Consider the following 25,575-nt stretch of genomic DNA (forward strand, 5'->3'; position numbering starts at 1 on the left):
ATTGTATATCCGTTATCATACCACGTTTGAGATAAATCGTCAGTTCGAGTGTTTTTATGAAGCTTGCGGAATAAAAATGTATCGAGAACTAGCTTGAAATGAACGCTTCTCGATACATTTTGCTTTCGTTGCACTTAGCAAAATACTCGAAGTGACGTATAAATTTTACTTGTGGCATAAAAGCAGATATACAAATAAAAAAATTATGGCCAACAGGATAAAAAGGATAAAAACCATAAACGAGCTCCATAAAATAAGAGCGCTCGAAAAACCTAAACATCCGCTTGTAAGCCTGGTGGATTATGGGCAGATACAGCATTATCCCGAAAACAATGATGTGAATTGGATACAGGATTTTTATTCGATCGCAATGAAAAGAAATGTTACCGGGAAATACAGGTACGGGCAGCAGGAATATGATTTTGATGAAGGTTTAATGTCATTCCTCGCCCCGAAACAGTTGCTGAATATAGTTGTAGGAAAAGAAGAGAAAAAGCGTTCCGGCTGGATATTGTTTTTCCATCCTGATTTTATATGGCATACTTCATTGGCAAAATCCATTAAGCAATATGACTTTTTTGATTATGCCATCAATGAAGCCTTGTTTTTATCGGCTAAGGAAGAGCAGGTTTTGCAGACTATATTTCTTAACATAAAGGACGAAATTGATGCGAATATTGACGATTACAGTCAAAATATTATCGTATCTCAAATAGAATTGTTACTGAGTTATTCGGAGCGATTCTACAGGCGCCAGTTTATTACGAGAAAGAAAACCAATCACCAGGTATTGGAGCAACTGGAAAAACTGTTGAGTACCCGTTTTGAAGATCAGAATATAAAAACCAAAGGCATCCCTTCTGTTCAGTTTATTGCGGATGAATTGAATGTATCCCCCACTTACTTGAGCGGTATATTGAGGTCTTTAACGGGGCTGAGCACCCAACAGCACATACACCAAAAACTCATTGAAAAGGCCAAAGAAAAGCTTTCTACAACAACACTATCTGTTAGCGAAATTGCTTATGAATTGGGCTTTGAGCATGTGCAATCGTTCAGTAAGCTGTTTAAATCAAAAACAGAACAATCGCCTTTACAGTTCAGGGCAGGTTTTAATTGATGTACTTTTTGCCAAATGATAAGTTTTAGGGAAGCAACATTAGCTATCTTGCAACTATGGAACAATTTATTGAATACATACTTCAATTTGGTAGCCTGAACCCGCAACAAATAAATTTAGTCCGTAACAAGGCCATTGAAATCGAACTACCAAAAGATGACTATTTCTGGGAAGCAGGAAAAACGATAAAGCAGGTTGGTTTTGTAACAGAAGGCGTTCTAAGGGTTTATTATTACAATAATGAAAGTGATGAAATAACACGATATTTCATTACGGAGAACCTGCTGATCCTATACGGCTACGATATAGATGCCAGCTATACACCTTCCGAATATTTGCAGGCTATTACAGATTCCAGGCTTGTTGTATTTTCTAAAAAAGATTGGAAAGAGATTTCAGATACCATCGTCGGTTGGGACACCATCATTCAAAAAATTACGGCGAAACAGCATGGAGAAAAACTGGAAAGAAGAAGCCCGCTGGTGGAACAAGACGCCACTACCCGCTACCTTGAGTTTATCGAAAACTTCCCGACTTTGGTAAATCGTATCCCTTTATCGTACATTGCGTCTTATTTGGGAATTACGCAATCTTCTTTGAGCCGCATAAGAAAAAAAATATCAAAAAAATAAATAAGGAGAACGATTCCAGGGCAAACGCATCATATAACGACAGGGAGATATGGCGACCAGGAGACGGGGGATTGGTGATTTATAGTGATTTGTTGTGATTGAAAAAGATGGAATGAGATTGAAGATAATGGGTATTGAGCTCGGGAGTTTTGGAGTTTGAGTATACAAAACAACAACAGGGAAACCCCACAACCTGCAACCTTGAACCTGTCACCCTGAGAATTAACGTTTTGGCAACCGCATAAATTGGCAATGACGTTTAAAAGCGTCACTGCCAGCCCTTCGGCGGGACTCAGGATAAACTAAAGCGTCGGCAGTCTCCTGGCAGGTATGCGCATACCATTGAGGGTATGCTGCCAGCCTCCGGGAGATTGCCACCCTTCGGCTGCGCTCAGGGCAGGCTTTACCTCCCTTCGGTCGGTTCCTCGCAAAGACGCTTCTCTGCGATTTGTAGGGAACTTCCCTAACACGTCATGGGTAGCCCTTCGACAAGCTCAGGATAAACTAAAGTCGAAGGGTTAAACATTGACCCTTAAACCTTCGAATTACTCAATTATGACGCGTTTGCCCTGAGAACGATTCCTACCTTTTTGGAATGGGAAAGAATTTAATTTACCATTCCACTTTTCCCTCTGCTTTAAAAAATTGTCCGGTAGGTTCGTTTTCATGTATCGTTGCCATTGCAACAATGGGTTCAGCACCTTCTTCCGGAGTTTTGAAACCGGCAAAATTATTAATTCCGGTAGCCGTATAGCCCGGCGACACACTATTGATCTTAAATTTTGTTCCTTTTAAATCGTCTGCCAACTGAATGGTAAAAGCATTTAATGCAGTTTTAGATATTGCATACGCATGAAAATCGCTCCAAACGGGCTTTCTGCCTTCTGAGGTTTGCAGGCCGAGCGAACCTAATTCACTGGAAACATTGACGATTACGGGCAATTCGGCATGTTGCATCAAAGGCAGGAACTGTTGTGTAGCCTGTATGGCTCCGAAGAAATTGGTATCGAATATTTTTTTGATTTCCTGAATATCATGCTCCGAAATCCTTTGGGAAAGTTCACCTGCAATACCGGCATTGTTAATTAAGATATCCAACACCTCAATTTTATTTGCCAAATCTGCTTTTGCCTGCCGAACGGATGCAGAATCACATACGTCCATTTGTAATAAATCCACGTTTGTTAAACCCAGGTTTTGCAGTTCTTGAACCGCCTTTGTGCCTTTTTCTTGGTTGCGACAGCCGAGGAATACAAAATACCCGAGTTCTGCCATCTTTTTGGCCACTTCAAAGCCAATGCCTTTGTTAGCACCTGTTATTAATACGTTTTTCATCATATTTATTTAATTTCCAATGTGTTTTTATTTTTTATAATAAAACTTGTAGTTTAAAAATAGTTCTGTTGCATATCATCCAACAAACCGATGTGCGCGGGTTTCCAATCTAATTGTTCTCGGGTTTTTGTATTTGTAGCCGGATTATCAAATGCAATGAAGCGGCTCATCCACTCAAAGTGTTTTGCTGCATCTTCACCCGGTAGTGATACTACAGGTAAGTTCAGTTCGTTGCCGATTAATGTTGCTATATCTTTTACTTCAATACCATTTTCACCTACAATATTATACAATGCTCCTTTTCCTCCTTTTTCTACAGCCAAACGAAACGCTCTTGCAGCATCCAAACGATGTACTGCCGGCCAGCGGTTGTTGCCATTTTCAGGATAAGCGGAGATGCCATTTTTGCGTGCCTGCCCGATGATAAAAGGAACAAATCCTTGGTCGCCTTTGTCGTGAACGGACGGTGCCAAACGAATGACCGAGGCATTGATGCCTTTTTCCACCAATGCCAAAGCCGTAGTTTCCGAAGCACGGGGAAATCCCGGCGAACGACTTTCTTCTGAGATGCTTCCGTTAATGAGGGGCAAGCCTAAAATACCGGCAGTTACCACTATTGGTTTGTTGGTGTTCATCAGTGCTTCTCCCATTGCGTTGATGGCTGCTTTGTCTATTTCGGCTGCCTTATCGAATTGGGTAAAGTCGTGAAAAAAAGCAGTATGAATAACACCATCGGCCTGTAAAGCTCCTTGCTTTAGTATTTCTAAATCTTCAAGATCTCCTTTTAAAACCTCTGCACCTGCCTCGTAGACCAGTTTTTCTGATGCTTCCGAACGTGCCAAACCAGTTACTTGATGTCCTTCATGCAATAATTCCCTGACTACTGCAGAACCGATGAAACCCGATGCGCCTGTTACAAATACTTTCATTTTTTATGTTTTTTATGATGACAAATTTATAAATTCATTAAGCGGTAGATTTATCCAAATCTATTTATGTTTTAGCCAATTCACTTTTTGAATACAAACTATCTCCCTTTTTCATTCAGGACGGAGGTTCGCTTTTTTAGATATTTTAGTAGTAGGTATAATGATCCAGCGAAAATAGTTCCGATAGTACTCAATCCCATTTCGAACATTAATGACCCGTTTTTTAGAGAGTTTTCTATAGTATCAAATAAGAATAGAATAAGAAATAGTGCGAATAAACCATTTTTTTCTTTTTTCAAAACTTTTTTCCAGCTAAAGGAAATCTCAGGACTAATATATTTGAAGTTTTTTGGTAGAAATACAGGTGTTTGTTGTGACCATATAATATATTCTTTACCAAACTTCATTCTTAAGAATTCTTCTTCGGCAAAAATTATTCTTTCGTAGTAAATCCAGAAAATGAACGTAAATACAATAACAAATACCGGACTTCCCGTTGCCATCGCAATAGCCATCCACATAAAATAGTTGCCTAGGTATAATGGATTTCTTGTCAGGGAATATAAACCGGTGGTGTTTAATTTATCGGCAACTTGACCTTGGCCTGTATTTCTTCCGGAAGTATTTTTAGGAGTATACCCGACAGTAAATATTCTAATAAGAAATCCAAAGAGTCCGATAGCCAGGCTTGAAGATTTTAATATTTCAGAATTCAATAATATTCCGACATCGTCTCTAACCGTAATTTGATAAATTTTTACGCAAATTCCTATGATCAAAAAGGACAGCGGTAAATAGCTTCTTTTTTCAAACAAAAAATTTCCTTGGCGCAATAATTCTTCTCTTAATGCCATATTCTTTATTTTTTTGATAGTAAACTTTAATGGTCAATGCGAGATGCGATAAACATCACAAACCTTCATTCCGAAGTTTCAGGTTATCATCAACTGGCTTTATAGATCTTAATTATTTCCACCGTAATCCCTGCTTTTGTCCCTCCATACTGAGTGCGGATGGGTTTCGTTTGGAAAATTAATCCCACTCTGGCATGAATATTCTATCCATACCGATGGACCATCAATACGCACGTAATCATTTCGGTTGGTTAAATCAGTAGAGCCTGAATATGCAATGTAGGTGTCGTTTAGCTCATTGGCGTAGATGGCTATTAATGCTTCGGCTGCCGTATCATTAATGTCATAGACGTAGGTCTCAATGGCCGCTATGACCAAATCTTTTTGATGGGTTGTAAGTACACTGCATTTAAGTCCGGCAGTAGAAGGAAAGTGGTTGTCTCTCTGTGGTCCGGCTTGAATATCTCTTATGGCCGAATCCATTTCGGCAATAGCTAACTCTTCAGTTGAAAGGGCTTTGAGCATTGTCGAAAATGCATCGTTCTCCTGTAGCAGCGGTTGGTTGACGACTCCGTTATACGTAAATTCCGAAAAAGGTTCAACCCCCCGGAACGAGGGAGTTCCACTTACCAGGACCCCGTCAGTATAGGTGTTGGCAAATGCCATGTGGTGACCGCCGAACTGTATCTCAAACGTACCTGTGGTAGCCGGTCTGCCCAATAAGGCGATATGATAGCTCGCTGCTCCATAGCCATAACTCCCTCCGTTCATCAAAAGAAGTTCATCGGCATTCATTAACTGTTGTAGTTCGTCCCAACCTTCATTTTCGCGGCTGCCGGCTGTTTCTGCCAGCAAAGCTTTGGCATATCCGATCTGTTCCGTCGTCATCTCTCCAAAAGACAGACCGACACGGTTGCGGTACACGCCCGCCGGATAATTGGACCATCTTTTTGCTTCTGAAACCGAATAACTTTTCAGGACAACAGACCGTTGTTCGTCATCGAGTGATGCCATAAACGCATCGGCAAGACAAATGATCTTATGGATGCCAACCTCCTGAGAACAATCACTCACCTCAATAGGATCGGGATTGGAATCGGAGTTCTCGGCAACGTTGTAATTATCGGAGTCAGAAGAATTACAGGACCCGATAAATACCATGTTCAATGAAAGTAAGGTGATTTTAAAATTTATCATAATTATCATTTTTTATATTTAAGGGTTAAACTCATTGTGAGATTATCAGGAATTCTTTAAAACCTGGTTCAACAAACATCGGAAGCCCGTTAGTCTTCTTCATATTCAAAAAATTCATCGAGAGAATCGTCATTGGGATTGGTGCCGTTTTTTTCAAAATTATAGGTCAGGGAAAGCCCGAATACCCGACCTCCATACATGTGCATAGATTCCTGATAGAACCCAGTGCCGGATGTATTTCGAACCGTTTTTCTTGTATCCAAAATATTCCTGCTAAAAAGCACCAGGTTTAATTTGTTATTATAAAAGGCCTTGCGAACTCCCATATCAAAAGAACCATTGGCTTGTTCTTCTCCTTGCGAGCTGATTATTCTTGAGTTGTAATTGCCTGTTAATTGAATTTTGATACCGAGAGGCAGCGTTTTACTAATTGACAGACGTCCATTCCAGGCAAAATCCCCTTGACTCTCCTCAACGACCTGCCGGGTTGTTTCGGGAATCGTATATATGTACCCATCAAGGTGATTGTAAAAAAGGTTTGCACTTGCGGTGAGGGTTAGAAAATTAAAGAAATCCCCCGTTTCTATCAATTCCACTCCGGCGGCAACTCTATTTCCCAAATTCTCGTAGGTGCCAACAATTATGTCGTTTTGCAGATAGTTTACCTGTTGTATGGCATTATTAACTCTCCTATAGTAGAGTGATGTGGAAAACGTATGCTTTCCATTATTTAAATAATTTAGTTCTATTACATCTGCATATTCCGGATTTAAATAAGGGTTTCCTACTGTAATGTATGTGGGGTCGCTAATGTCCGGACTCGGGTCTAACACTATTCTGGTGGGGCGGGATATACGCCGGCTGTAATTAAGTTGCAATTCGTCATTGTCCAATTCATAAGAAATATAGGCACTGGGAAATAGATCGAGGAAACCAGTTGTATAGGTAGGGGTGTTGTTTTCATTCTGCCCATAGCCAAAAGACTGAACCTCTGTTGATGTGAGCTCTGCTCTTACTCCTAATTGATAATTGAGCTTGCCATAGGAATTGGAGTAAGTGCCATACCAGGCGTGTACATTCTGCATAAAGTTATAGGTGTTGAACAGGTCAGGGTCTGATTCTGCATCATCTTGACTTGGTCCCGAGCTTGTTTCCACGAAACCTTCCCTGTCTAAGAGATCGGCCTTATAGCCAGCTTCTAGCTTTGCGGATTCGCCAAGTTCTATGGTATAGTCCGTCTGCATTTCCCAGGTGATGACATTCACATTTTGATCTTGATGCTGATAGTGCTGCGTTGATTCCCCCGACGGAAAAACAGATTCCTGATTAAAGTCACCGAAGCTTTCAAAATCAATTGCATTTCTTGAAACGATTACATCCAAATGGCTACGTTCACTTATGACGTAATTGTAATTCAGCCTTAAATTTCCTACCCTCATATAATCCTCTTCATATACATTGCGGGTTCTACTAAGAAAATCATCAGGAATATCACTTACATAATCCAAAGTATTTGATAGTCGCTCCGTTTCGAGCATTCCAAGGGCTTGAATGCCAATTTCCATTTTTGGTGTCAATTGATAGGTTAAACCTATGCTTCCTGTGAAGGGGGTTGTGGTTTCCGTCCCCCGGCTGTCCATGTTGAGATGGTATTGCTGTTCATTTACAGGGTCTATATTGGTTCTATAGGTGTAGCCTTCTAAAAGATTTCGCTGCCTGCGATGGCTAAGGCTAATTTCAGTTTTCCATTTTTCGGTATTATGGTAATATGTTGTATTCATATGATACCCTCCGCGAGTATCTGCCCCTGTCTGTACCCTCCCATAATCACCGACATCGTTGTTTTTCTTGGTTATAATGTTGATAATTCCGGCAGTACCTTCGGCATTGTATTTTGCAGATGGGTTGGTTATGATCTCTACTTTCTCAATGTTCTGGGAGGGAATTTGAGATAGAATTCTATCTCTGTATTCTGCCGAAAGGCCGGACGCTTGTCCATTTATCCAGATCATTACTTGATTATTGCCTCTAAAAGAAATTTCACCCCCGGGATCTACCGTTACCGATGGTATATCGGCCAATACATCCATTGCTGTCCCCCCTGCAGAACTTAAGCTTTGTGATACATTAAATTCCCTTTTATCTGTTTTGAAACTCATCTGGGGTGTTTGTCCAACGATAGTTACTCCATCGAGCATTTGAACATTCTCTTGCATTGGAATTGTGCCTATATTGATACTTGTTCTATCCTTTGAAAATGTGATAGTAGATGTATAAGCATCGTACCCTAGCGTAGAAATTTTTAAAAGGAAGGTACCTATGGGAATATCTTCAATTTCAAAAAAGCCACTTTCATCAGTGATTGCCCCTGTTAATGTTTCATTATTTTCTTCTGTAGTAATTACGACATGAACGTACGGTAGACCAGTATCATCAGCGGCGTTAACAATCCTTCCTTTCAAAGTGCCAGGGTTTGCTGCCATCAAGGTGTTAAAGAAGAATGGGAACAATACCCAAAAAAATATTTTACTCATTTTAAGTTATTTATGAGCAAATGTATGGGGCTGGTTTGCGGACTTTTTGAATGAATTTTGAAGAAAAACTGAATTTTAGGATTGCGACTTAAATTCAACCATTGAACTCGTTTAAACTTTTTTGATTGCAGCCAATTAAGGAAAGTTTAAATAAGTTTATGGAGTTATACGCATAAATTCTGTTTTCAAAATATTGATTACTAGTGGTATAAGATGTTCCGCCTGATGATTTCCGGGTTACTATGTAAAAGTTACAGACACTTTGCGCAGCTTAGCGAAACCCTAGCGAACGTTGCGGTTAAGTTTTACCGCAAGGGACACAAAGAACACGCAACGGTCACAAAGTATCAGACATAGATCTTAGGTGTATAACTCTATTTAGTACATGACAAAAAATTATCGGCATGAAGGAAGATATTAGATTTTAGATATGAGATATTAGACGTCGATTATAGGACGTAGGACTTTAATATGTGACTAAACCAACTATCTCGGGGCAAGTCCTTCGATAAGTGATATACTGATTCCGATGGTTATCAGGATGCCGAAGTGCTCAGGACAGCCTCCATGAGACATTCAAATCAAACGAACCATAAATCGTAATTCGTAAATCTAAAATCATAAATCTAAAGTTAGGAATTAAAGGATACCATAAAAACGTGTTGCTGATTTTTAAAACTGTATTTTATTTTCCATCCGTGGAAAACACATATTTTCTCTACTATGGACAATCCCAGTCCAAAGCCTTTGGACAGCTCGTGATTTTTGTTGAAACGGTGAAAAATAAGTTCTTCATCCAGTTTTTTATTCTGCCCTGTATTCGAGACGATTAATGTTGTCTTTTTTAGAATAATGGTAATATTGCCCTTGGGACAATTATAACGTATGGCATTCGAAAGAAGGTTAGTGACCATACTGAACAATAAAACTCTGTTGGATCGGATGAAACAATCAGGCTCTATATGGGTGATTACGTCCAGTTTATTTTTTTTCTGCAGGGCCTGGACATTGACTAAAGCACCTTCTACAAGTTCACTGACATGGATCAATTCGAGTTCTTCATTACTGCGGTGTTCAATGTTGGCCAAAAAGAGGAGGTTTTTGTTTAGTCTCGTCAAATGACCAATGTTGTGATACAGGGAAGAAACTATTTCAGACTGTTTTTTTGTCAAATCAGGCTGTTGGATCAAAAGATCCAGCTGTGTGCGCATGATGGCCAGAGGCGTATGGAGTTCATGGGAGGCATTTTCAGTGAATTCTTTCTGTGATTGGTACAGTGAAATGCTATGCCTGAACATCTTTTCCAATGAAAGATGCAAGTGTACAAACTCTTTTACGTTTGTATAATCGAATTTTGGCAGCTTTTCTTCGGCTATTGAAAAACCATCCAATATTTGCAAAGTTTTATTAAACGGCTTCAATGAACGACGGGATAATACTTGCAGGATAATGAGTAAAGAAATAAATATAAGTGCCAGAACAATAATAAATTGACGCAATAGTCCGTTCCCGATTTCCCGGTCCAATTCCTCCATCTTTTTATAGCGTTCCTGTTGCTGATCTTGAAGTCCACTGATGATTATTTTTTGATCATTGGGAAGCGTGTTGTTTAAATCCTCAAGTTGTTTTAGCCATGCTTCACGTTCAATCATCATGGAATACAGGTCTTCTTGCAACTTATCCTCAACGGTCTGATGAAAAAACTTAGTCGATACCACCATCACCACTACAGTGGCAATTGCGAACTGGCTTAACACAAGCCACAATAATGATTTTGTTCTTTTTTTTGTTTTCATTGAACCTCCCATTTATACCCCATTCCATAGATATTCTTTATGTAATTTGGGCACTGTGCAGCGGTTAATTTTGATTTGAGGTTTTTCACGTGTGCATATACAAAATCATGATTGGCGAGAATATCTGCCATATCGCCGGAAAGGTGCTCAGCCAATGCAGCTTTAGATATCACCCGATTTTTGTTGCTGACCAAATAGATTAATAAATCATATTCAGATTTAGTAAGCGATACTTTTTTGTCTTTGACTATAACTTCCTTTAAGAGCAATTGAATGGTAATTTCACCAGCATTAAGAACATTATTGTTATCAAAATTTCGTCTTCTCAATAGTGCATAAATACGCATACTCAATTCGGAAAGGTGAAAAGGTTTTATAAGATAATCATCGGCCCCGATCTCTAAACCTTGAAGTTTATCCTGCAAAGAACCTTTGGCAGAAATAATGATGACATTGCCTTCTTTTTTCATGTATTTTAACTCATGAAGAATTCTCAGACCATCCTGTCCCGCAAGCATCAGGTCAAGTAAAATGCAGTCATAATCATATAATGAGATTTTCTCCATGGCTTCTTCAAATGTATATGCACACTCACATACATAATTTTCTTCCATCAGGTATTTTTTGATGTTTTTTGATAATTTTTGTTCATCTTCCACTATTAGGATTTTCATCGCGATAATAATTATTGATTTTCAGCCACTTTTTAAATAAAAGCTCAAAGCGTAAAGTAAATTAACGAAATTGTAGATATTTTGAATTTGAACTCATTTAAACTTTTTGGATTGAAGCGAAAATTAGTCATTTTGCGTCTAATCGAAGTTTTTTTGAGTTGCATAGCAGAGCTACGGAAGGAAAAAGTTCTTAATAAAATGTAGCAAATCAACTTTGTAAACCTAAATAAGATTTCTCTAAAAATCACTTTTTGCCTTATGGCAAATGATTTCATTTTTCAAAACGTGAACTTTGTTTCATATAAACATTTAAACTCAAAAAAATGAATTCGAAGAATCACGAACACAAAGGAAGTGAAATTGAAAATGTGAGTAAATCAAGAAAATTAGGCAAAAACGGATTAGGGGTATCAACAATGGGCTATGGATGTATGGGGTTGAGCTTCCCCAATGCCCCTTCAAAAGACGAATCCATAAAATTAATACGTTCGGCATTTGAAGAAGGCATTACTTTTTTTGATACAGCACAAGCTTATGGAGAAAATGAAGTATTAGTTGGCGAAGCGCTGGAGCCTATGCGTAAAGATGTAGTCATTGCTACCAAATTTGGCTTTAAGGAGGGGAAGACAATGTTAGGAATGGACAGTAACCCGGAAAGCATAAGAGCCACTGCCGAAGCATCCTTAAAACGGTTAAAAACCGATTATATCGATTTGTTCTATCAACACCGGGTTGACCCCAATGTACCGATTGAAGAGGTTGCCGGAACGGTAAAAGACTTAATACAGGAAGGTAAAGTAAAACACTTCGGGCTTTGTGAAGCAAACACAGAAACTATTCGTAAGGCACACGCTGTATTACCCGTAACAGCTTTGCAAAGTGAATATTCAATGTTTTATCGTGAACCTGAAAAAGAAATCATTCCAACATTAGAAGAATTGGGCATTGGCCTTGTTCCTTTCAGTCCTTTGGGTAAAGGTTTCCTCACCGGAACCATCAATGCAAATACGGAGTTTGACAAAACCGATGGCAGAACTATGTCGCCCCGCTTTAGCAAAGAAAACAGGGAAGCCAACCAGGATTTGGTAAATTTGGTTGTTGCTATGGCCAAAGAAAAAAATGCAACCCCGGCACAAATTGCTTTGGCTTGGCTTTTAGCTAAAAAACCTTTCATTGTACCCATTCCGGGAACGTCGAAATTGCATCGTTTACAAGAGAATATAGGCAGTACAGGTATCTCTTTATCCGATGACGAACTCAACACTATAAATGAGAAACTGGCGACTATCAAAATATCGGGTGATCGCTACCCTAAAAACATACAAAAGAAGATAGGTAAGTGACGGATTAACTGGTTCTGTAGCGTCCAGATCCTTTCCTTTCAATCAAATTGGGGAATAGCTTTGTTTGGCGAGATTGTATTTTCAGAAATTTGTTTTTTATCCTAATCAATAACAAATGTACTTAAATTATAACAGAGGGTGAGAAAAACAAATCTTTCGCCTTCGCAGTTCAGGGCAAGTTTTAATTAAAAAACTTTTTACCAAATGACAAATATAGTTTAAGCAATCTTTGGTAACTTCCGCAAATGAAAGAATTCATAGATTATATTTTGCAATTCGGGTATTTCAACCAACAACAATTAAATCTGATCTCAAACAAGGTAACCGAGTTGGAACTTGACAAAGGCGAATACTTTTCAGAAGCAGGAAAAATTCCGCAAAAGGTAGGTTTTGTTATCGGGGGTATTCTCCGGGTCTGTTATTACAACAATAAAGGAGAAGAAATAACGCGTTATTTCATTGACCGAATAAACCTGGCTGTAGACATTAAAAACTTTGAAGCTAATACTGAATCCTCCGAATATGTTCAAGCGGTTACCAACAGCAAACTGCTTGTGTTTTCTAAACAGAACTGGGAAGACCTTTCAAATACCATTGTTAGTTGGGATAGCGTTGTAAATAAAATAATTCAAAAGGCTCTCATTGAAAAGATAGAAAGAAGAAGCCCATTAATAGAACAGGATGCTACTACCCGATATTTGGCTTTTATGGAAAAATATCCAAGTATGGTCAATTGTATTCCGCTTTCTAATTTGGCGTCCTATCTTGGTATAACCCAGTCATCACTGAGCCGAATAAGAAAAAATATAAGTTAAGTTTTTTTGCCATATGGCAAATGATTTCATTTTTAAGCCATGTTCCTTTGTATTATTAATTTTAAACAAAATTAAGATGACAGGAACAAAAAAGAACTACATCACCGTACTCTGGGAAGCACGGGCGAAAAAAGGAATGGAAGCCCAAATGAAATCATTTATAACCGGAGTCATTACAGGATCTCGTAACGACCCCGGTTGCATTGACTATGAAGCCCATGAAGTGGAGGGACAACGCGGGATTTTTATTATTTTGGAAAAATGGGAAAGTAAGGCTGCTCTTGAGGGGCACCTTAATTGTGACCGAATGAAAGAAAAAGCACCACAGTTACTGGAGATGATGGAAGGATCTATCGAGGATGGTATTCGATTATTGCAATCATTTCGTCCGGAGCAATAGAACATGTCACTACTGGTAAGAAACTACCAGAAGTAAGCTGATTTCCCAAAAAACAAACTCTGGTGATTTTAAATTACCCGAGTTTGTTGTCATTTTTTGAGGATTCCAATATTTTAACTCCCATCCCTGAAATTTCGAACAGGAATATTTGAGATGGACAGTTCTTCAATCTTTCCTTTACAATTATAGCCGGCAGGAGCCTGAATACCAAAGCCTATGGAAATCGACCGATTCATATTCATTCCGAAGGCTCTCACAAACCTCCAGATTCTTCCGTTAATGAAATTTTAAATACCGGAATCAATAGCTGACGGAATGGTGTAAAGTTGGTAATCTCCAACAAGCCCGTATAGCATCAATGGCCGGTTGTGAAGAATAATAGCTGTCCGGATCAGCAAAGAATTGGTTATTCCTGATGAAATATACGGAATTTGATTTTAGAGTATATAACAAAAATTGTTTTTAACCAGGTTTCCCGGAAAATCAGTCTATTCCCGGCCTTAAAGGGAGCCTGATTTTCCTCTCCCGATATTTATCGGGATCACCCTTTAGGACGGGGGAACAATCCCGAAAGCTTTCGGAAGAGGAGTTTCAGAATTAAATTTTATCATATACTAAAGAATTTGATTATTACCCCGTTTTTCAACTCAAAGCGTTCCCGATCCGTACTTCCGGAACCAAAACTTTTCGGCATTCTATGAATAATTCATATTATTTTAGTTAATTTACACTGTCTATTTAACAAAATCTCCTCATATATCTGTTCATGAATCTTAAAAATAGTATAGAAAATTAACGCATCGTTGTATTCAGTTTATGGCGTCAAAAGACCGGATCATTCTGGAAAAACTCAAGCGGGGAAACTCTTCCGGCTATAAGGAATTGTTCGACCTTTATTATATGCCGTTGAGTGTTTACGCTTTGAAGTACTGCGATTCCTTTACCATGGCCGAAGATATTGTCCAGGACTTGTTCGTAAAGATCTGGGATGAAAAACTGTACATGAAATTTGAGGCTCCCATAGGCCCCTACCTTTTCAGGGCCGTAAAGAACAACACTTTGCTGGCCGTAAAAAAAAATTCCCGGTATCATTTTGAAGAGATCGAAGACCAGGTCAATACACTGATGGAAGAAGAAAAAACGGACCGGGACACCATAGAACAGGAAAAGGAGAAACTGTACAGGGAGATCGAAGCCCTCCCTGAAAAAAGCAGGGAGGTCTTTAAGGCCATTGTACTGCAAAACATGAAATACAAGGAAGTGGCCTCGCAACTGGGGATCTCCGTAAATACTGTTAAAACCCACTATTCCCGGGCTCTGAAACAACTTCGCCAATCGCTCGACATCATCATTTGGTTATTATTGCTTTAAAAAAAAGTTAATTTCTTGTCACCCGTTTCCGGTCTTTTGGAATATATATAATACAACAGACCGATAATGGATAAGATCAGTGACCATATTTTAGGACTTATTACCGCGTATACTTCCGGGGAGATCACGCAAAAGGAATTCCGGGTCTTGCAGGAATGGATACGGGAAAGCCCGGAGAACAGGCTGGCGTTCATAGCCCATCTGCATGCCTATAAAAAATGGAGAAGAACAGGGTTTATGCAAACCCTGGACAAAGGAAAAGCCTGGGAACTCATTACCTCAAAATTAAAAACCCCGTTACAGCCGGTTTCAAAATCGAAATATATTAGATTCACTACCCGGTATTTTAAATATGCCGCGGCAATTCTGGTATTGCTGGCCCTGGGCTTTTTCTACCAACAAGGTTATTTCTCTCCCCGGTCTGATGATGTACTCGTCCCCCGGGAGGAAGCCGTAACCCTGCAATTAGACAATGGTAAAATAGAGATTATAGATACGGAAACCTCCCAAAATGTTACCGATGCCCGGGGCAATCTCGTAGGAAAACAAAATAAAAACCAGATCACTTATACCCCAAATGCTATTACGGGTTCAATGGCTTATAACACTCTTACGGTGCCCTACGGTAAACGTTTTGAAGTGATCTTATCTGACGGTACCTCCGTACGTTTGAATGCGGGTACTTCGCTGAAGTATCCCACACACTTTCAGGAAGGAGAGCATCGGCAGGTCTTCCTTAACGGAGAGGCCTTTTTCGAAGTGGCCAAAGACGCGGAACGTCCTTTTATTGTGAATGCCGACGATTTAAATGTACGGGTACTGGGCACCCGGTTCAATGTAGCCATCTACCCTGAGGATGAAGCTACCGATGTAGTACTGGTAGAAGGTGCCGTAGGGCTGTATACCGAAGATGAAAATTTTAACCCTGATAAAAACACGGTTCTGAGCCCCGGGCATATAGCCGTCTTTAACCGGAAGGAAAAAACGATTTCTACCAAGGAAGTGGTTACCAGGGTCTATACGTCCTGGACAAAAGGAGAACTCGTATTCCGTAACATGCCTCTTGAAAGTATCCTTAAAAAACTGGAAAGGCACTATAACATTACCATTATAAACAACAACACTGAGCTGGCCCAAAAGGAATTTAACGCCAGTTTTGGCCGGGAACCCATAGAAAAAGTGCTGGAATACTTTAAAATATCCTATGGTATTACATATAAAATAGAAGACAATAAAGTAATTATAGAATGAAACAGTGACCATTCCACATGCTTTGTACCATTAAGTTGAAAAAGAAAAAACGAATCGCAATGTTAGTAAAGGATTTCACAGAGGACACAGGAGGTCTATTCAAAAATCGCAATAAACAATGCCTATGAAATAATATCGATACAAAAGAACTAACCGGAATACACGAACATCTTCTTAAAAAATCCTGGCTGACCGGTGGAGCGGACTAAAAGGAAAGCCGGAAAATGGTGGAGCATTTTCCGACTTGATGATGTGATTAATAAAATTAACCACAAACCAATACTTAAAAGTATGAAAAAACTTCTTAATAATACAAGAAGCCCTAATCTGTTTTTTAAAATTGATCTGAAGATGAAACTCAGTGCCATATGCATATTGGCAACACTGTTCTCCCTGCAGGCTCATAATTCTTATTCACAGAAAAAGATTTCCCTGAATTTGAATAATGTCCCTATGGAGCGTCTTCTGGATGAAATTGAAAACCGTACCGACTTTAATTTTGTCTATAAAACCGAAGATGTAGACCTGAAACGTATGGTCTCCGTTAACGTAAATCAGGAAAAGATAATTAGTGTGCTGGATCGTGTTTTTTCCGGGACCCGAACCGTCTATACGGTGGTGGGACAACAGATATTGTTGACCGAAAGAAAATCGGAACAAGCAGTTGTACTTCGGGCCCAGAAACAGGTGCGGGGAACCGTCACAGATCAAAAAGGTACACCCATCCCGGGAGTTAATGTTTTTGTCAATATAGGAGTTGAGGATATTGGTGATGGTGTCGCTACTGATTTTGAGGGAAAATATACAATTGCAGTCACGCCCGGAGAGACACTCACGTTTTCGCATGTGAGTTTTGTTTCCCGAAGCGTACTTGTCGAAGATCAGACCACAATAGATGTTACTTTGGAAGAATTATACAATGAATTGGAAGGCGTTGTGATCACCGGTTACCAAAAAATTGAAAGTGGAGATAATGCCGGCGCTTTTGCCAAGGCCGATATGTCCACCGTGCAAAACAGGAGCACCAGTATGAATGTATTGGACAGGATTGATGGCCTGGTTCCCGGAGTTGTGATCAACCAGTCACCTTCAGATGAAGAAGGTGTAGACAACTCGGTACTTGTCAGGGGGTTGACCACCATTAATGCCAACAGGCAACCCCTTTTTGTAGTGGATGGTGTGCCTATTAATAATATATCAAGGATTAATCCCCGGGATATAGAAGATATTACCGTGCTTAAAGATGCCTCTGCAAGTGCCGTTTACGGGTCCAGGGCGGCAAACGGAGTAATAGTGATAACAACCAAAAAAGGCAAGGTCAATTCGAAAATTCAGTTTGACTATGATACCTTTATCAATTTTCAGGGTAAACCGGACCTGGATTATATTCCCACTTTGACGAGCAGGCAATTTATAGACTTCGCGAGAGCTATTTTCGATCCTGTTTTAAATCCCTATGGGCAAGTATCCAATACTGCGAGTTTAACAGACCCGGGCGTACCTCCTCATGAGCAGATCTTATACGACCTGGATAACGGACTTATAGACCAGGCAACCGCAGAAAGAAGGTTGGATGCTTTAGCTTCGTTTAACAATACCAATCAGATAAAGGACCTGTGGTACAGGGATGCCATGCTCAACAACCATACTATTTCGGCCAGCGGAGGTACCGAAAAACACACCTTTTATAGCTCGCTGACATATACCCGTACAGAAGACAATATGCCGGGAAATAACGATAATACTTTCAAGATCAACATAAACCAGGATTTTAAATTCAATAGCAAACTGAAAGTAGGGCTGGTCACCGATCTTACCCAAAGAATAACCTCCGGAAAAAGGGCATTGACCATAGACAACAGGACCTTACCCTACCTGAGATTCAGGGATGAACAAGAAAACAACCTCTCCATGCCTTACATGCAAACATTCTCCAGGGACGAATTGCCGGGTTTTGAATCTGCAAGTGGTATTGACCTGGATTACAATCCGCTGGACGAATATGACAGGGGATATGACAAAGGCAGGGATTTTCAGGCAAGGATAACGGCCAGCTTGAATTGGGAGTTGCTGGAAGGATTAGAGTTTCAGGGGCTTTACGGATATGTCCGGGGAAACGGCAAGGTTGTGGAGTATAATAACCCCGATAATTTTGTAGTACGCCTGGAAAATGCCACAATGACACAACCCGCAACATCTCCGGAAGGCAGCCCCATTCACCATATTCCGCTGGACGGGGGACACTATTACGAAGAAAACGGCCTGGAGCGCAATTGGGTAGTCAGGAATCAACTGAATTTTAACAGGGAATGGGACCATAAACACAGGCTAAACATTCTGGTAGGACAGGAGGCTCAGGAGCAGTTAACAACGGTAACAAGCAGTTTTACAAGGGCTTTTGACGATCAAAGTTTGACGTTTCCATCCCTGGATCTGAACGAACTTTCAACAACGGGGATAGGTAATCCGGTAATTGCGCAGGACCCTTTCGGAAGAAGTTATATCAGTATTGGTGGAGAAAGGGCACCGTTCAGGATCGTGGAAGACCGATACAGGTTTTCTTCCTATTATGGTACCCTGAATTATACCTTAAACCATAAATATGTAATTAACGGAAGCGGGCGTATAGACCGTTCCAATCTCTTTGGAAGAGACCAGTCAGCGCAAAATAAGCCTGTATGGAGTGCAGGTTTTAAATGGTTACTGGGAAATGAAGATTTTCTCAATCATGCAGCCTGGCTGGATAATTTGGGACTACGGGCAACCTACGGTCTTACAGGAAATGCTCCGAGCCCCGGAACAGCTTCTTCCTATGATATATTGTCCTCATCTTCCAGCTCATTGTTTAACAGGGGATATGAAATTACCACTCCGGGCAATCCCGATCTCACCTGGGAAAGTACCAGAACATTAAATCTGGGGGTAGACTTCGGTTTTTTTAATGAACACTTAAGCGGTTCCATAGATTATTACATCAAAAAAACGGAAAACCTTATTGGTTTTGTTCCGACAAACAGTTTTACAGGGTATTCCGGCATTACCGGAAACTTTGGTGATATTGAGAACGAGGGACTGGAAATAATGCTCAAGACCTTAAATATAAACACCGGAAATTTCTCCTGGTACACGCAATTTATCCTGGGGTATAACCAAAATCAAATAACACGCCTCAATCAACAAGTGCCCATAGTGGATGGTAGCGAATTAATTTACACAAGGTATCTTGAAGGGTATTCCGCATTTAGTTTGTTTGCGTATGACTTTGTGGGGCTGGATGAGATGGGGGACCCGCAAATCCGTCTCGCAGATGGTAGCACTACCAAAATGCCTTTTGGCACTACCGTTGAAGACATGAAATATATGGGGACATACCAGCCCAAGTGGTCGGGAGGGTTCAGTAATAGCTTTTCATATGGAAATTTCACCCTTAATGCCAATATCATATATAATCTTGGACACGTGATGCGGCTGGACAGCCCGAATCCCTTTATTGCATTTTCAGGCGGACGACTTATTGCTGATGCTTCTAATAATTTTACATCCGGAAACCTGCATCCCGATATTTTAAATAGATGGCGTCAGGCAGGAGACGAAGCTGTTACAAATGTGCCTTCCTATGTGGCCGAGAGAGCAGTTAGCCAGGGCAGAAGAAATATAGATTACTATACCTATGGCGATATCAATGTAGCTTCGGCCTCCTATGTTAAATTACGCGATATCAGTTTAAATTACAGGTTTCCCGAATCCCTTTTGGACCAGGTTGGTTTTGACAGTTTTTCTTTACGTGTACAACTTAGCAACCTGATGCTGTGGAAAAAGAACAAGGCCGGTATAGATCCGGAATTTCATAACCTCCGGATGGGCCGACGCAGTGTTCCCATTAACCAGAAGTCCATCACATTCGGGTTACACCTATCAATTTAAAAGTTGAAATCAGATGAAAAAAATCAAACAAAATATATACAGGAAAGGATTCATTTTTTTAATGGCCTTACACGCAATATCCTGCAGTGAAGATTACCTGGACATTACCCCCAGGGGCGATCTCATCGCTTCGAGGACCAGCGATTACGAGTTGTTATTCTACAATAATGACATGATTAATATCGGCTCTGACCTGACGGTGAAAATGTCTCCCGAAGTTTGTGCGATAGACCAGTTTTTTTCCGGAGCAGAGTTGACAAGGCAAAGAGCTTTTAGATGGGAAGCAGATATTTATCAACCTGTGGATGTACCGAATGAAGTCAGCGATTTTATGGGAAAAATATATGTTTTCAACAAGATCATTAACGAAGTCATGCAATCTACCGGGGAAAATGAGAATGAAAAGGCTTCCTTAAGGGCGGAAGCCCTGGCAAGCAGAGCCTGGTGCTATTTTAACCTTATTAATTTTTACGGCAGGCCTTATAATCCTCAAACGGCCGCATCAGATCCCGGATTCCCGATTGTAACCGAAGCCGATGTGCGTCAGGATGATTTTGTTCGCTCCAGTGTACAGGAAGTCTACGATTTTATTATTAACGATCTGGAAACCGCAATACCTGATCTGCCTTATAGTGAAGATAGGCTTCGTATGGGTAGAGGCGCTGCCGAAGCACTTTTGGCCAAAGTCCATGTATTTATGGGGAATTATCCGGAGGCCCTGACTTTGTTCGATAATGCCTTTGATTCTTTTGATGCATCTCCCCTTGATATCCGGATTTACGATTTAAATGTAACGACATTACCCGGAGGAGTTAACGAACCGGGGTCGTTCGGGCCGTCAACTCCGCCGGTTGCTGATAATACCGAGATCGTCTACCACAAGTATCTCGTCAATTTGAACGCCATACTTAATTCGGATGTGCTGCTCTCGCCTGAGACTGCTGCACTTTATGGCGCCAATGATATAAGATTCAACGAAAATTTTTCCGATTCGGAATTTTTCGGACCTCCGTTTGCAGTACCTGGTGTCTACAGGCGCTTGGCGCCACCTCAGGTTATCATTGGCATTGATATCAAAGATATTTATCTGCTCCGCACGGAATGCAAAGCACGTACGGGCGACCTGGAAGGAGCGATTTCCGATCTGGAAGATTACAGAGAACTGAGAATGCCCGAAACGGATGCAGACGTACCAGATATGGGACAAACCGACCTGATAAGGTATGTTATAGACGAGAGAAGACGGGAATACGCCGTTCAGGGTACAGAATGGTTTACCGTAAGAAGGATTTTCAACGACCCTGTTTTTAGTTCGGATACTTATATCCATACACTTTACAATAACGACGGCACAGTGAGGGAAACCTATTCCCTCACGGAAGATAGGCTGCAATTGAGATTTACGGATAACATATTACAGGAAAACCCGGGATTGACCAATAATCCCTAACCATATAAAACAGGATTTTAATACGGATAACAGATCGAAAACACCCATTGATAAATAAAACTGATAAAACAGAAAAATGAATTTAAAAAAAGTAATTATCGCAATATCCTGCCTGTTCGCAGGTACATTTCTAACTGCCCAGGAAGTAACCGGAATACAGGCGGACATACGTGCAATGACCAAGGAGACGGATCCTGAAAAAGCCATTGTCATAAAGGACCGGATTATTAAAGAGTATGATCTGGACACATTAAAAGACTCCGAAACCATGGATATGTTAAACGGAAATGTTGCCCTGGCTTTTGTGATGAAAAAGAATTATAAGGAGTTTGAAAAATACATCGGGAAAATTAAAAACAGGTTCAATCAGACATCTATGCTCAATATGGCTGCCAATAAGCTTTTAGCCGAAGATATCGATGCTAATTACGCCAATAAAATAGCAGTAAAAACCCTGGAAGAATATTATTCGTTCAAAGATGATCCCAATGCAAGACCCGACAGTTATACCCTGGAAAACTGGGAAAGGTTCATTACCTTTTCAAAATATCCTTATTACGACACTTATGCAAAATCACTGTTTGCCCTGAAAAGGTATAAGGAAGCCCTGCAATACCAGCGAATGACATTTCAGGGCGAACCGGAAGAAGGCCTTCCCGTTTCGGTTGAGCGATATGCCAAACTCCTCGAATTGAACGGGGAGAAAGAAAGTGCAAAACAGCTGCTGTTAAAAATTGCAGGAAAAGGCAAACTGAACAAAGGCATGATTGCCCAGCTGGAGTCGTTCTATGTCTCCGAAAGAGGCAATAATGCGGGGTTTGATGCCTATATGGACAGTCTGCAGAATAATAAGGCTGAACTCATAAAAGATCTCAGGACAAAAATGATTAATGAACCTGCCCCTCCTTTTACCTTAAAAGATTTAAGCGGAAAACAGGTGAGCCTGTCCGATTATAAAGGAAAAATAGTGATCCTGGATTTGTGGGCCACCTGGTGTGTGCCTTGTATAAAGTCATTTCCGGCCATGCAGAAACAGGTTAAAAAACATCCGGATGTAGCATTCCTGTTCATCGCTGTGCAGGAAACAGGAGATAATATCCCGGAAAAGGTGAAAAACTTTATGGACAAGAAGAATTATTCCTTTCATGTATTACTGGACGAACCTGTCGCAAAAGGTTCCGAAAAATATAAGATTGTCTCTGCATACAAACCAAACGGAATACCGGCAAAATATTTTATCGACAAAAAAGGGAAACTCCGGTTCAGGTCAAAAGGTTTTGATACCGATCAGGAACTGATGAATGAAATAGATGCCATGATTACCATAATGAAGACTTTATAGGAGAACTGACATAAAAGTTACCTTTTAAACTTTATTCTCAATTTGGTTAATCATTTTAAATTATAAGAAACCGTAGTAGTCAAAATAAATTATAGGAGTATGAATATGCGAAAAATGATGATTTTGTGTTTTTTGAGCGTTAGTTTAGGGATAAATGCTCAAATTCTCAACCCGGTAAAATGGTCAACAAACGTTACCCGGATTTCGGATTCGGAATTCGAGTTGATTGCCACTGCCGAAATGGAGCCCGGCTGGCATTTATATTCACAATCCGTACCGGAAGGAGGCCCCGTTGCGACACAATTCTCTTACGAAGGAAATGGTCGTTACCTGAAAAAAGGAAATACTTCAGAAGGAGAGGGGCACACTATCCACGACCCGGTATTTGACATGGAGATCAAGTATTTTGAGAACAAGGCATACTTTAAACAGCGTATAAAAAGCAAGACCGATGAGGCTTTTAAAATTAATGCCTCGGTAAGGTTTATGCTTTGTGATGATACCCAGTGCTTGCCTCCCAAAGAAGTCGACCTGATATTCGAGATCAATAAATAATCGCATGAAAAAACTTATTTTTTTCTTTCTCCTTTGTGCATTTGCAGCAGGAAGGGCTCAGGTTTTTGAACCTGCGACATGGACAACTTCGGTTGAAAGGGTTTCCGGTACGGAATACAATCTGATATCCACAGCCCGGATAGATTCCGGGTGGCATTTGTATTCGCAGAATGTTCCGGCAGATGGTCCTGTACCCACAACCTTTACTTATGACGATGCCAACGGTGCTTTCCGGTTTGTTGGCAATACCGTGGAAGGAGAGGGTATTACTGTTGACGATCCCGTTTTTCAGATGAAAATTAAATATTTTGAAGCCAAAGCAGTGTTTACGCAGCGGGTCGAAGTATCGGGAACAGGAACTACCGTGCATGCTTTCGTAGAATATATGGTCTGTGATGATTCAAAATGCCTGCCACCTGTTGAAGAGGAACTGGTCTTTGACCTTTCTGGCGCCGGAGAAACCGTTGCCGGAACGGAAAAAAAGGCCACTACAACGGATGTTCAGCCCCTACCATCAGATAAGGAAGATTCGAACAGAGGCCTGGGCACCATTTTTTTTATAGCATTTCTGTCAGGTTTTGCAGCCTTGTTAACACCTTGTGTATTCCCGATGATCCCCATGACGGTAAGTTTTTTTACCAAGCAAAGTAAAACCAGGGCCAGAGGTATTCGAAATGCCATTGTTTACGGGATATGTATTATTGTTATTTATGTATTGTTGGGAACAGCCGTTACCGCTATATTCGGAGCCAGTGCCCTAAACGCACTGGCAACCAATGTATGGTTCAATATCATTTTCTTTTTACTGCTGGTCATTTTTGCCATGTCTTTTTTTGGAGCCTTTGAGATTGTATTGCCCGGTTCCTGGGCCAATAAGGTAGATTCGCAAAGCCTTCGGGGCGGGTTTATAGGGATATTTTTCATGGCCCTGGCCCTGGCTATTGTCTCTTTCTCCTGTACCGGCCCGATAGTGGGGACCCTGCTTGTGGAGGCAGCTTCAAAAGGCGGTATAGCCCCCATTGTGGGCATGCTGGGTTTTTCCCTGGCCATTGCTTTACCTTTTGCCCTGTTTGCAGCTTTTCCCGGATGGTTAAATTCCCTGCCGAGATCAGGCGGATGGTTAAATACCGTAAAAGTGGTACTGGGTTTTCTGGAATTGGCCCTGGCCTTTAAATTTCTGTCGCAGGCAGACCTGGTACTGCAAACCCATTTTTTGGAGCGCGAAGTGTTTCTGGCCATATGGATCGCTATTTTCGGAACGCTGGTTCTATATCTCTTTGGAAAAATACAATTGCCCCATGATTCGCCCGTAACCCGGCTCTCTGTCGGGAGACTTTGTACAGGAGTGTTCACACTGGCATTCACCATATACCTGATTCCCGGACTTTGGGGGGCACCGCTGAACCTGATAAGTGCTTTTCCCCCGCCGCAGCATTATAGCGAAGCGCCCTATGGTGTTGGTCATTCAAAAGTTGAGAGCGATATAACCGCATCAACGGATCATGAAGGACTGCCGGAAGGTGCCCATTTAATGGCCCCCCATGAAATTCTGGCTTTTGACGATTATGATAGAGGGCTCGCCTATGCCAGAAAAGTTGGAAAACCCGTGATGATCGATTTTACGGGCTGGGCCTGTGTGAATTGCAGAAAAATGGAGCAAAATGTCTGGCCTGATCCGGGGATTCTGGATATACTCCGGAATGAAGTGGTTTTAATTTCACTTTATGTAGATGACAAGAGAAAACTTGAAGATGATGAAGTCGTTGAATCAAAGCTAAGACCGGGCAAGCAATTAAAATATGTCGGACAAAAATGGAGTGAGTTACAGACCATAAAATATAAGGCCAACTCACAACCTTTTTATGTGCTGATGGACCACAATGAAGAAAACCTTAATGATCCGGTAGGTTATACCCCTGATGTTCAGGAATACTACGAGTGGCTGAGACAGGGACTGGAAAACTTTAAAAAACAATAGCATTTAGCCGGTAAAGAAGGTGGCCGGATATTGATGTAAATCCAAAGAATACTATTATTATAAAATCATTGATTT

20 protein-coding genes are annotated in these 25,575 nt (G+C 40.7%); 12 read left to right on the forward strand and 8 right to left on the reverse strand.

What is annotated here, in order from left to right; genetic code table 11:
- The first annotated feature begins 205 nt into the window (after positions 1–205).
- Both LS482_RS17465 and LS482_RS17470 read left to right on the forward strand, forming a co-directional pair.
- Positions 206–1,120, forward strand: a complete 915-nt coding sequence (locus LS482_RS17465; RefSeq protein ID WP_233028798.1) for a helix-turn-helix domain-containing protein — start codon at positions 206–208, stop codon at positions 1,118–1,120.
- A 56-nt stretch (positions 1,121–1,176) separates the two neighbouring features.
- The gene (locus LS482_RS17470; protein ID WP_233028799.1) at positions 1,177–1,752 is read left to right on the forward strand and encodes a Crp/Fnr family transcriptional regulator; all 576 of its coding nucleotides are present in this window, start codon (positions 1,177–1,179) and stop codon (positions 1,750–1,752) included.
- A 302-nt stretch (positions 1,753–2,054) separates the two neighbouring features.
- On the opposite strand, the gene LS482_RS21710 is transcribed toward LS482_RS17470, so the two are convergent.
- From LS482_RS21710 to LS482_RS17505, 8 genes are all read right to left on the reverse strand, one after another.
- The gene (locus tag LS482_RS21710; RefSeq protein WP_302849319.1) at positions 2,055–2,183 is read right to left on the reverse strand and encodes a hypothetical protein; all 129 of its coding nucleotides are present in this window, start codon (positions 2,181–2,183) and stop codon (positions 2,055–2,057) included.
- Between the two features lie 181 nt (positions 2,184–2,364).
- On the reverse strand, positions 2,365–3,090 hold the full coding sequence (locus LS482_RS17475; protein WP_233028800.1) for an SDR family oxidoreductase: 726 nt from the start codon (positions 3,088–3,090) through the stop codon (positions 2,365–2,367).
- A gap of 50 nt (positions 3,091–3,140) precedes the next feature.
- Positions 3,141–4,016, reverse strand: coding sequence for an SDR family oxidoreductase (locus LS482_RS17480; protein WP_233028801.1), 876 nt, complete (start codon positions 4,014–4,016; stop codon positions 3,141–3,143).
- A 98-nt stretch (positions 4,017–4,114) separates the two neighbouring features.
- On the reverse strand, positions 4,115–4,870 hold the full coding sequence (locus LS482_RS17485) for a methyltransferase family protein (RefSeq protein ID WP_233028802.1): 756 nt from the start codon (positions 4,868–4,870) through the stop codon (positions 4,115–4,117).
- A gap of 108 nt (positions 4,871–4,978) precedes the next feature.
- On the reverse strand, positions 4,979–6,067 hold the full coding sequence (locus LS482_RS17490) for a DUF3500 domain-containing protein (RefSeq protein ID WP_233028803.1): 1,089 nt from the start codon (positions 6,065–6,067) through the stop codon (positions 4,979–4,981).
- A gap of 89 nt (positions 6,068–6,156) precedes the next feature.
- Complete coding sequence (locus LS482_RS17495; protein ID WP_233028804.1) at positions 6,157–8,601, reverse strand: TonB-dependent receptor; 2,445 nt, start codon at positions 8,599–8,601, stop codon at positions 6,157–6,159.
- 632 nt (positions 8,602–9,233) lie between these two features.
- A complete protein-coding gene (locus LS482_RS17500; protein ID WP_233028805.1) occupies positions 9,234–10,397 on the reverse strand; it encodes a sensor histidine kinase in 1,164 nt (387 codons plus the stop codon).
- Positions 10,394–11,071: a response regulator transcription factor gene (locus LS482_RS17505; RefSeq protein WP_233028806.1), complete on the reverse strand. Its 678-nt coding sequence runs from the start codon at positions 11,069–11,071 to the stop codon at positions 10,394–10,396. The genes LS482_RS17500 and LS482_RS17505 overlap by 4 nt, the downstream gene beginning before the upstream one ends.
- Positions 11,072–11,394: 323 nt before the next feature.
- Between LS482_RS17505 and LS482_RS17510 the strand changes: the two genes are divergently transcribed.
- From LS482_RS17510 to LS482_RS17555, 10 genes are all read left to right on the forward strand, one after another.
- Positions 11,395–12,414, forward strand: coding sequence for an aldo/keto reductase (locus LS482_RS17510; protein ID WP_233028807.1), 1,020 nt, complete (start codon positions 11,395–11,397; stop codon positions 12,412–12,414).
- Positions 12,415–12,659: 245 nt separating this feature from the next.
- Entirely contained in the window at positions 12,660–13,229 is a 570-nt protein-coding gene (locus LS482_RS17515) for a Crp/Fnr family transcriptional regulator (protein ID WP_233028808.1), read from the forward strand.
- A gap of 76 nt (positions 13,230–13,305) precedes the next feature.
- Positions 13,306–13,629 (forward strand): putative quinol monooxygenase, encoded by a 324-nt coding sequence (locus LS482_RS17520; RefSeq protein ID WP_233028809.1) that lies wholly within the window; start codon positions 13,306–13,308, stop codon positions 13,627–13,629.
- Positions 13,630–14,445: 816 nt separating this feature from the next.
- Positions 14,446–15,000 (forward strand): RNA polymerase sigma factor, encoded by a 555-nt coding sequence (locus tag LS482_RS17525; protein ID WP_233028810.1) that lies wholly within the window; start codon positions 14,446–14,448, stop codon positions 14,998–15,000.
- A 66-nt stretch (positions 15,001–15,066) separates the two neighbouring features.
- Entirely contained in the window at positions 15,067–16,251 is a 1,185-nt protein-coding gene (locus LS482_RS17530) for a FecR family protein (RefSeq protein WP_233028811.1), read from the forward strand.
- A gap of 291 nt (positions 16,252–16,542) precedes the next feature.
- Positions 16,543–20,175 carry a SusC/RagA family TonB-linked outer membrane protein gene (locus LS482_RS17535; RefSeq protein ID WP_233028812.1) on the forward strand — a complete coding sequence of 1,211 codons (3,633 nt, stop codon included), beginning with the start codon at positions 16,543–16,545 and terminating at the stop codon, positions 20,173–20,175.
- Positions 20,176–20,188: 13 nt separating this feature from the next.
- Positions 20,189–21,625 (forward strand): RagB/SusD family nutrient uptake outer membrane protein, encoded by a 1,437-nt coding sequence (locus LS482_RS17540; RefSeq protein ID WP_233028813.1) that lies wholly within the window; start codon positions 20,189–20,191, stop codon positions 21,623–21,625.
- A gap of 76 nt (positions 21,626–21,701) precedes the next feature.
- The gene (locus tag LS482_RS17545; RefSeq protein ID WP_233028814.1) at positions 21,702–22,967 is read left to right on the forward strand and encodes a TlpA family protein disulfide reductase; all 1,266 of its coding nucleotides are present in this window, start codon (positions 21,702–21,704) and stop codon (positions 22,965–22,967) included.
- A 99-nt stretch (positions 22,968–23,066) separates the two neighbouring features.
- Positions 23,067–23,522: a protein-disulfide reductase DsbD domain-containing protein gene (locus LS482_RS17550; protein ID WP_233028815.1), complete on the forward strand. Its 456-nt coding sequence runs from the start codon at positions 23,067–23,069 to the stop codon at positions 23,520–23,522.
- Between the two features lie 4 nt (positions 23,523–23,526).
- On the forward strand, positions 23,527–25,500 hold the full coding sequence (locus tag LS482_RS17555; protein WP_233028816.1) for a protein-disulfide reductase DsbD family protein: 1,974 nt from the start codon (positions 23,527–23,529) through the stop codon (positions 25,498–25,500).
- Positions 25,501–25,575 lie beyond the last annotated feature (75 nt).

The organism is Sinomicrobium kalidii (assembly GCF_021183825.1).
GTDB classification, from domain to species: Bacteria; Bacteroidota; Bacteroidia; order Flavobacteriales; family Flavobacteriaceae; genus Sinomicrobium; species Sinomicrobium kalidii.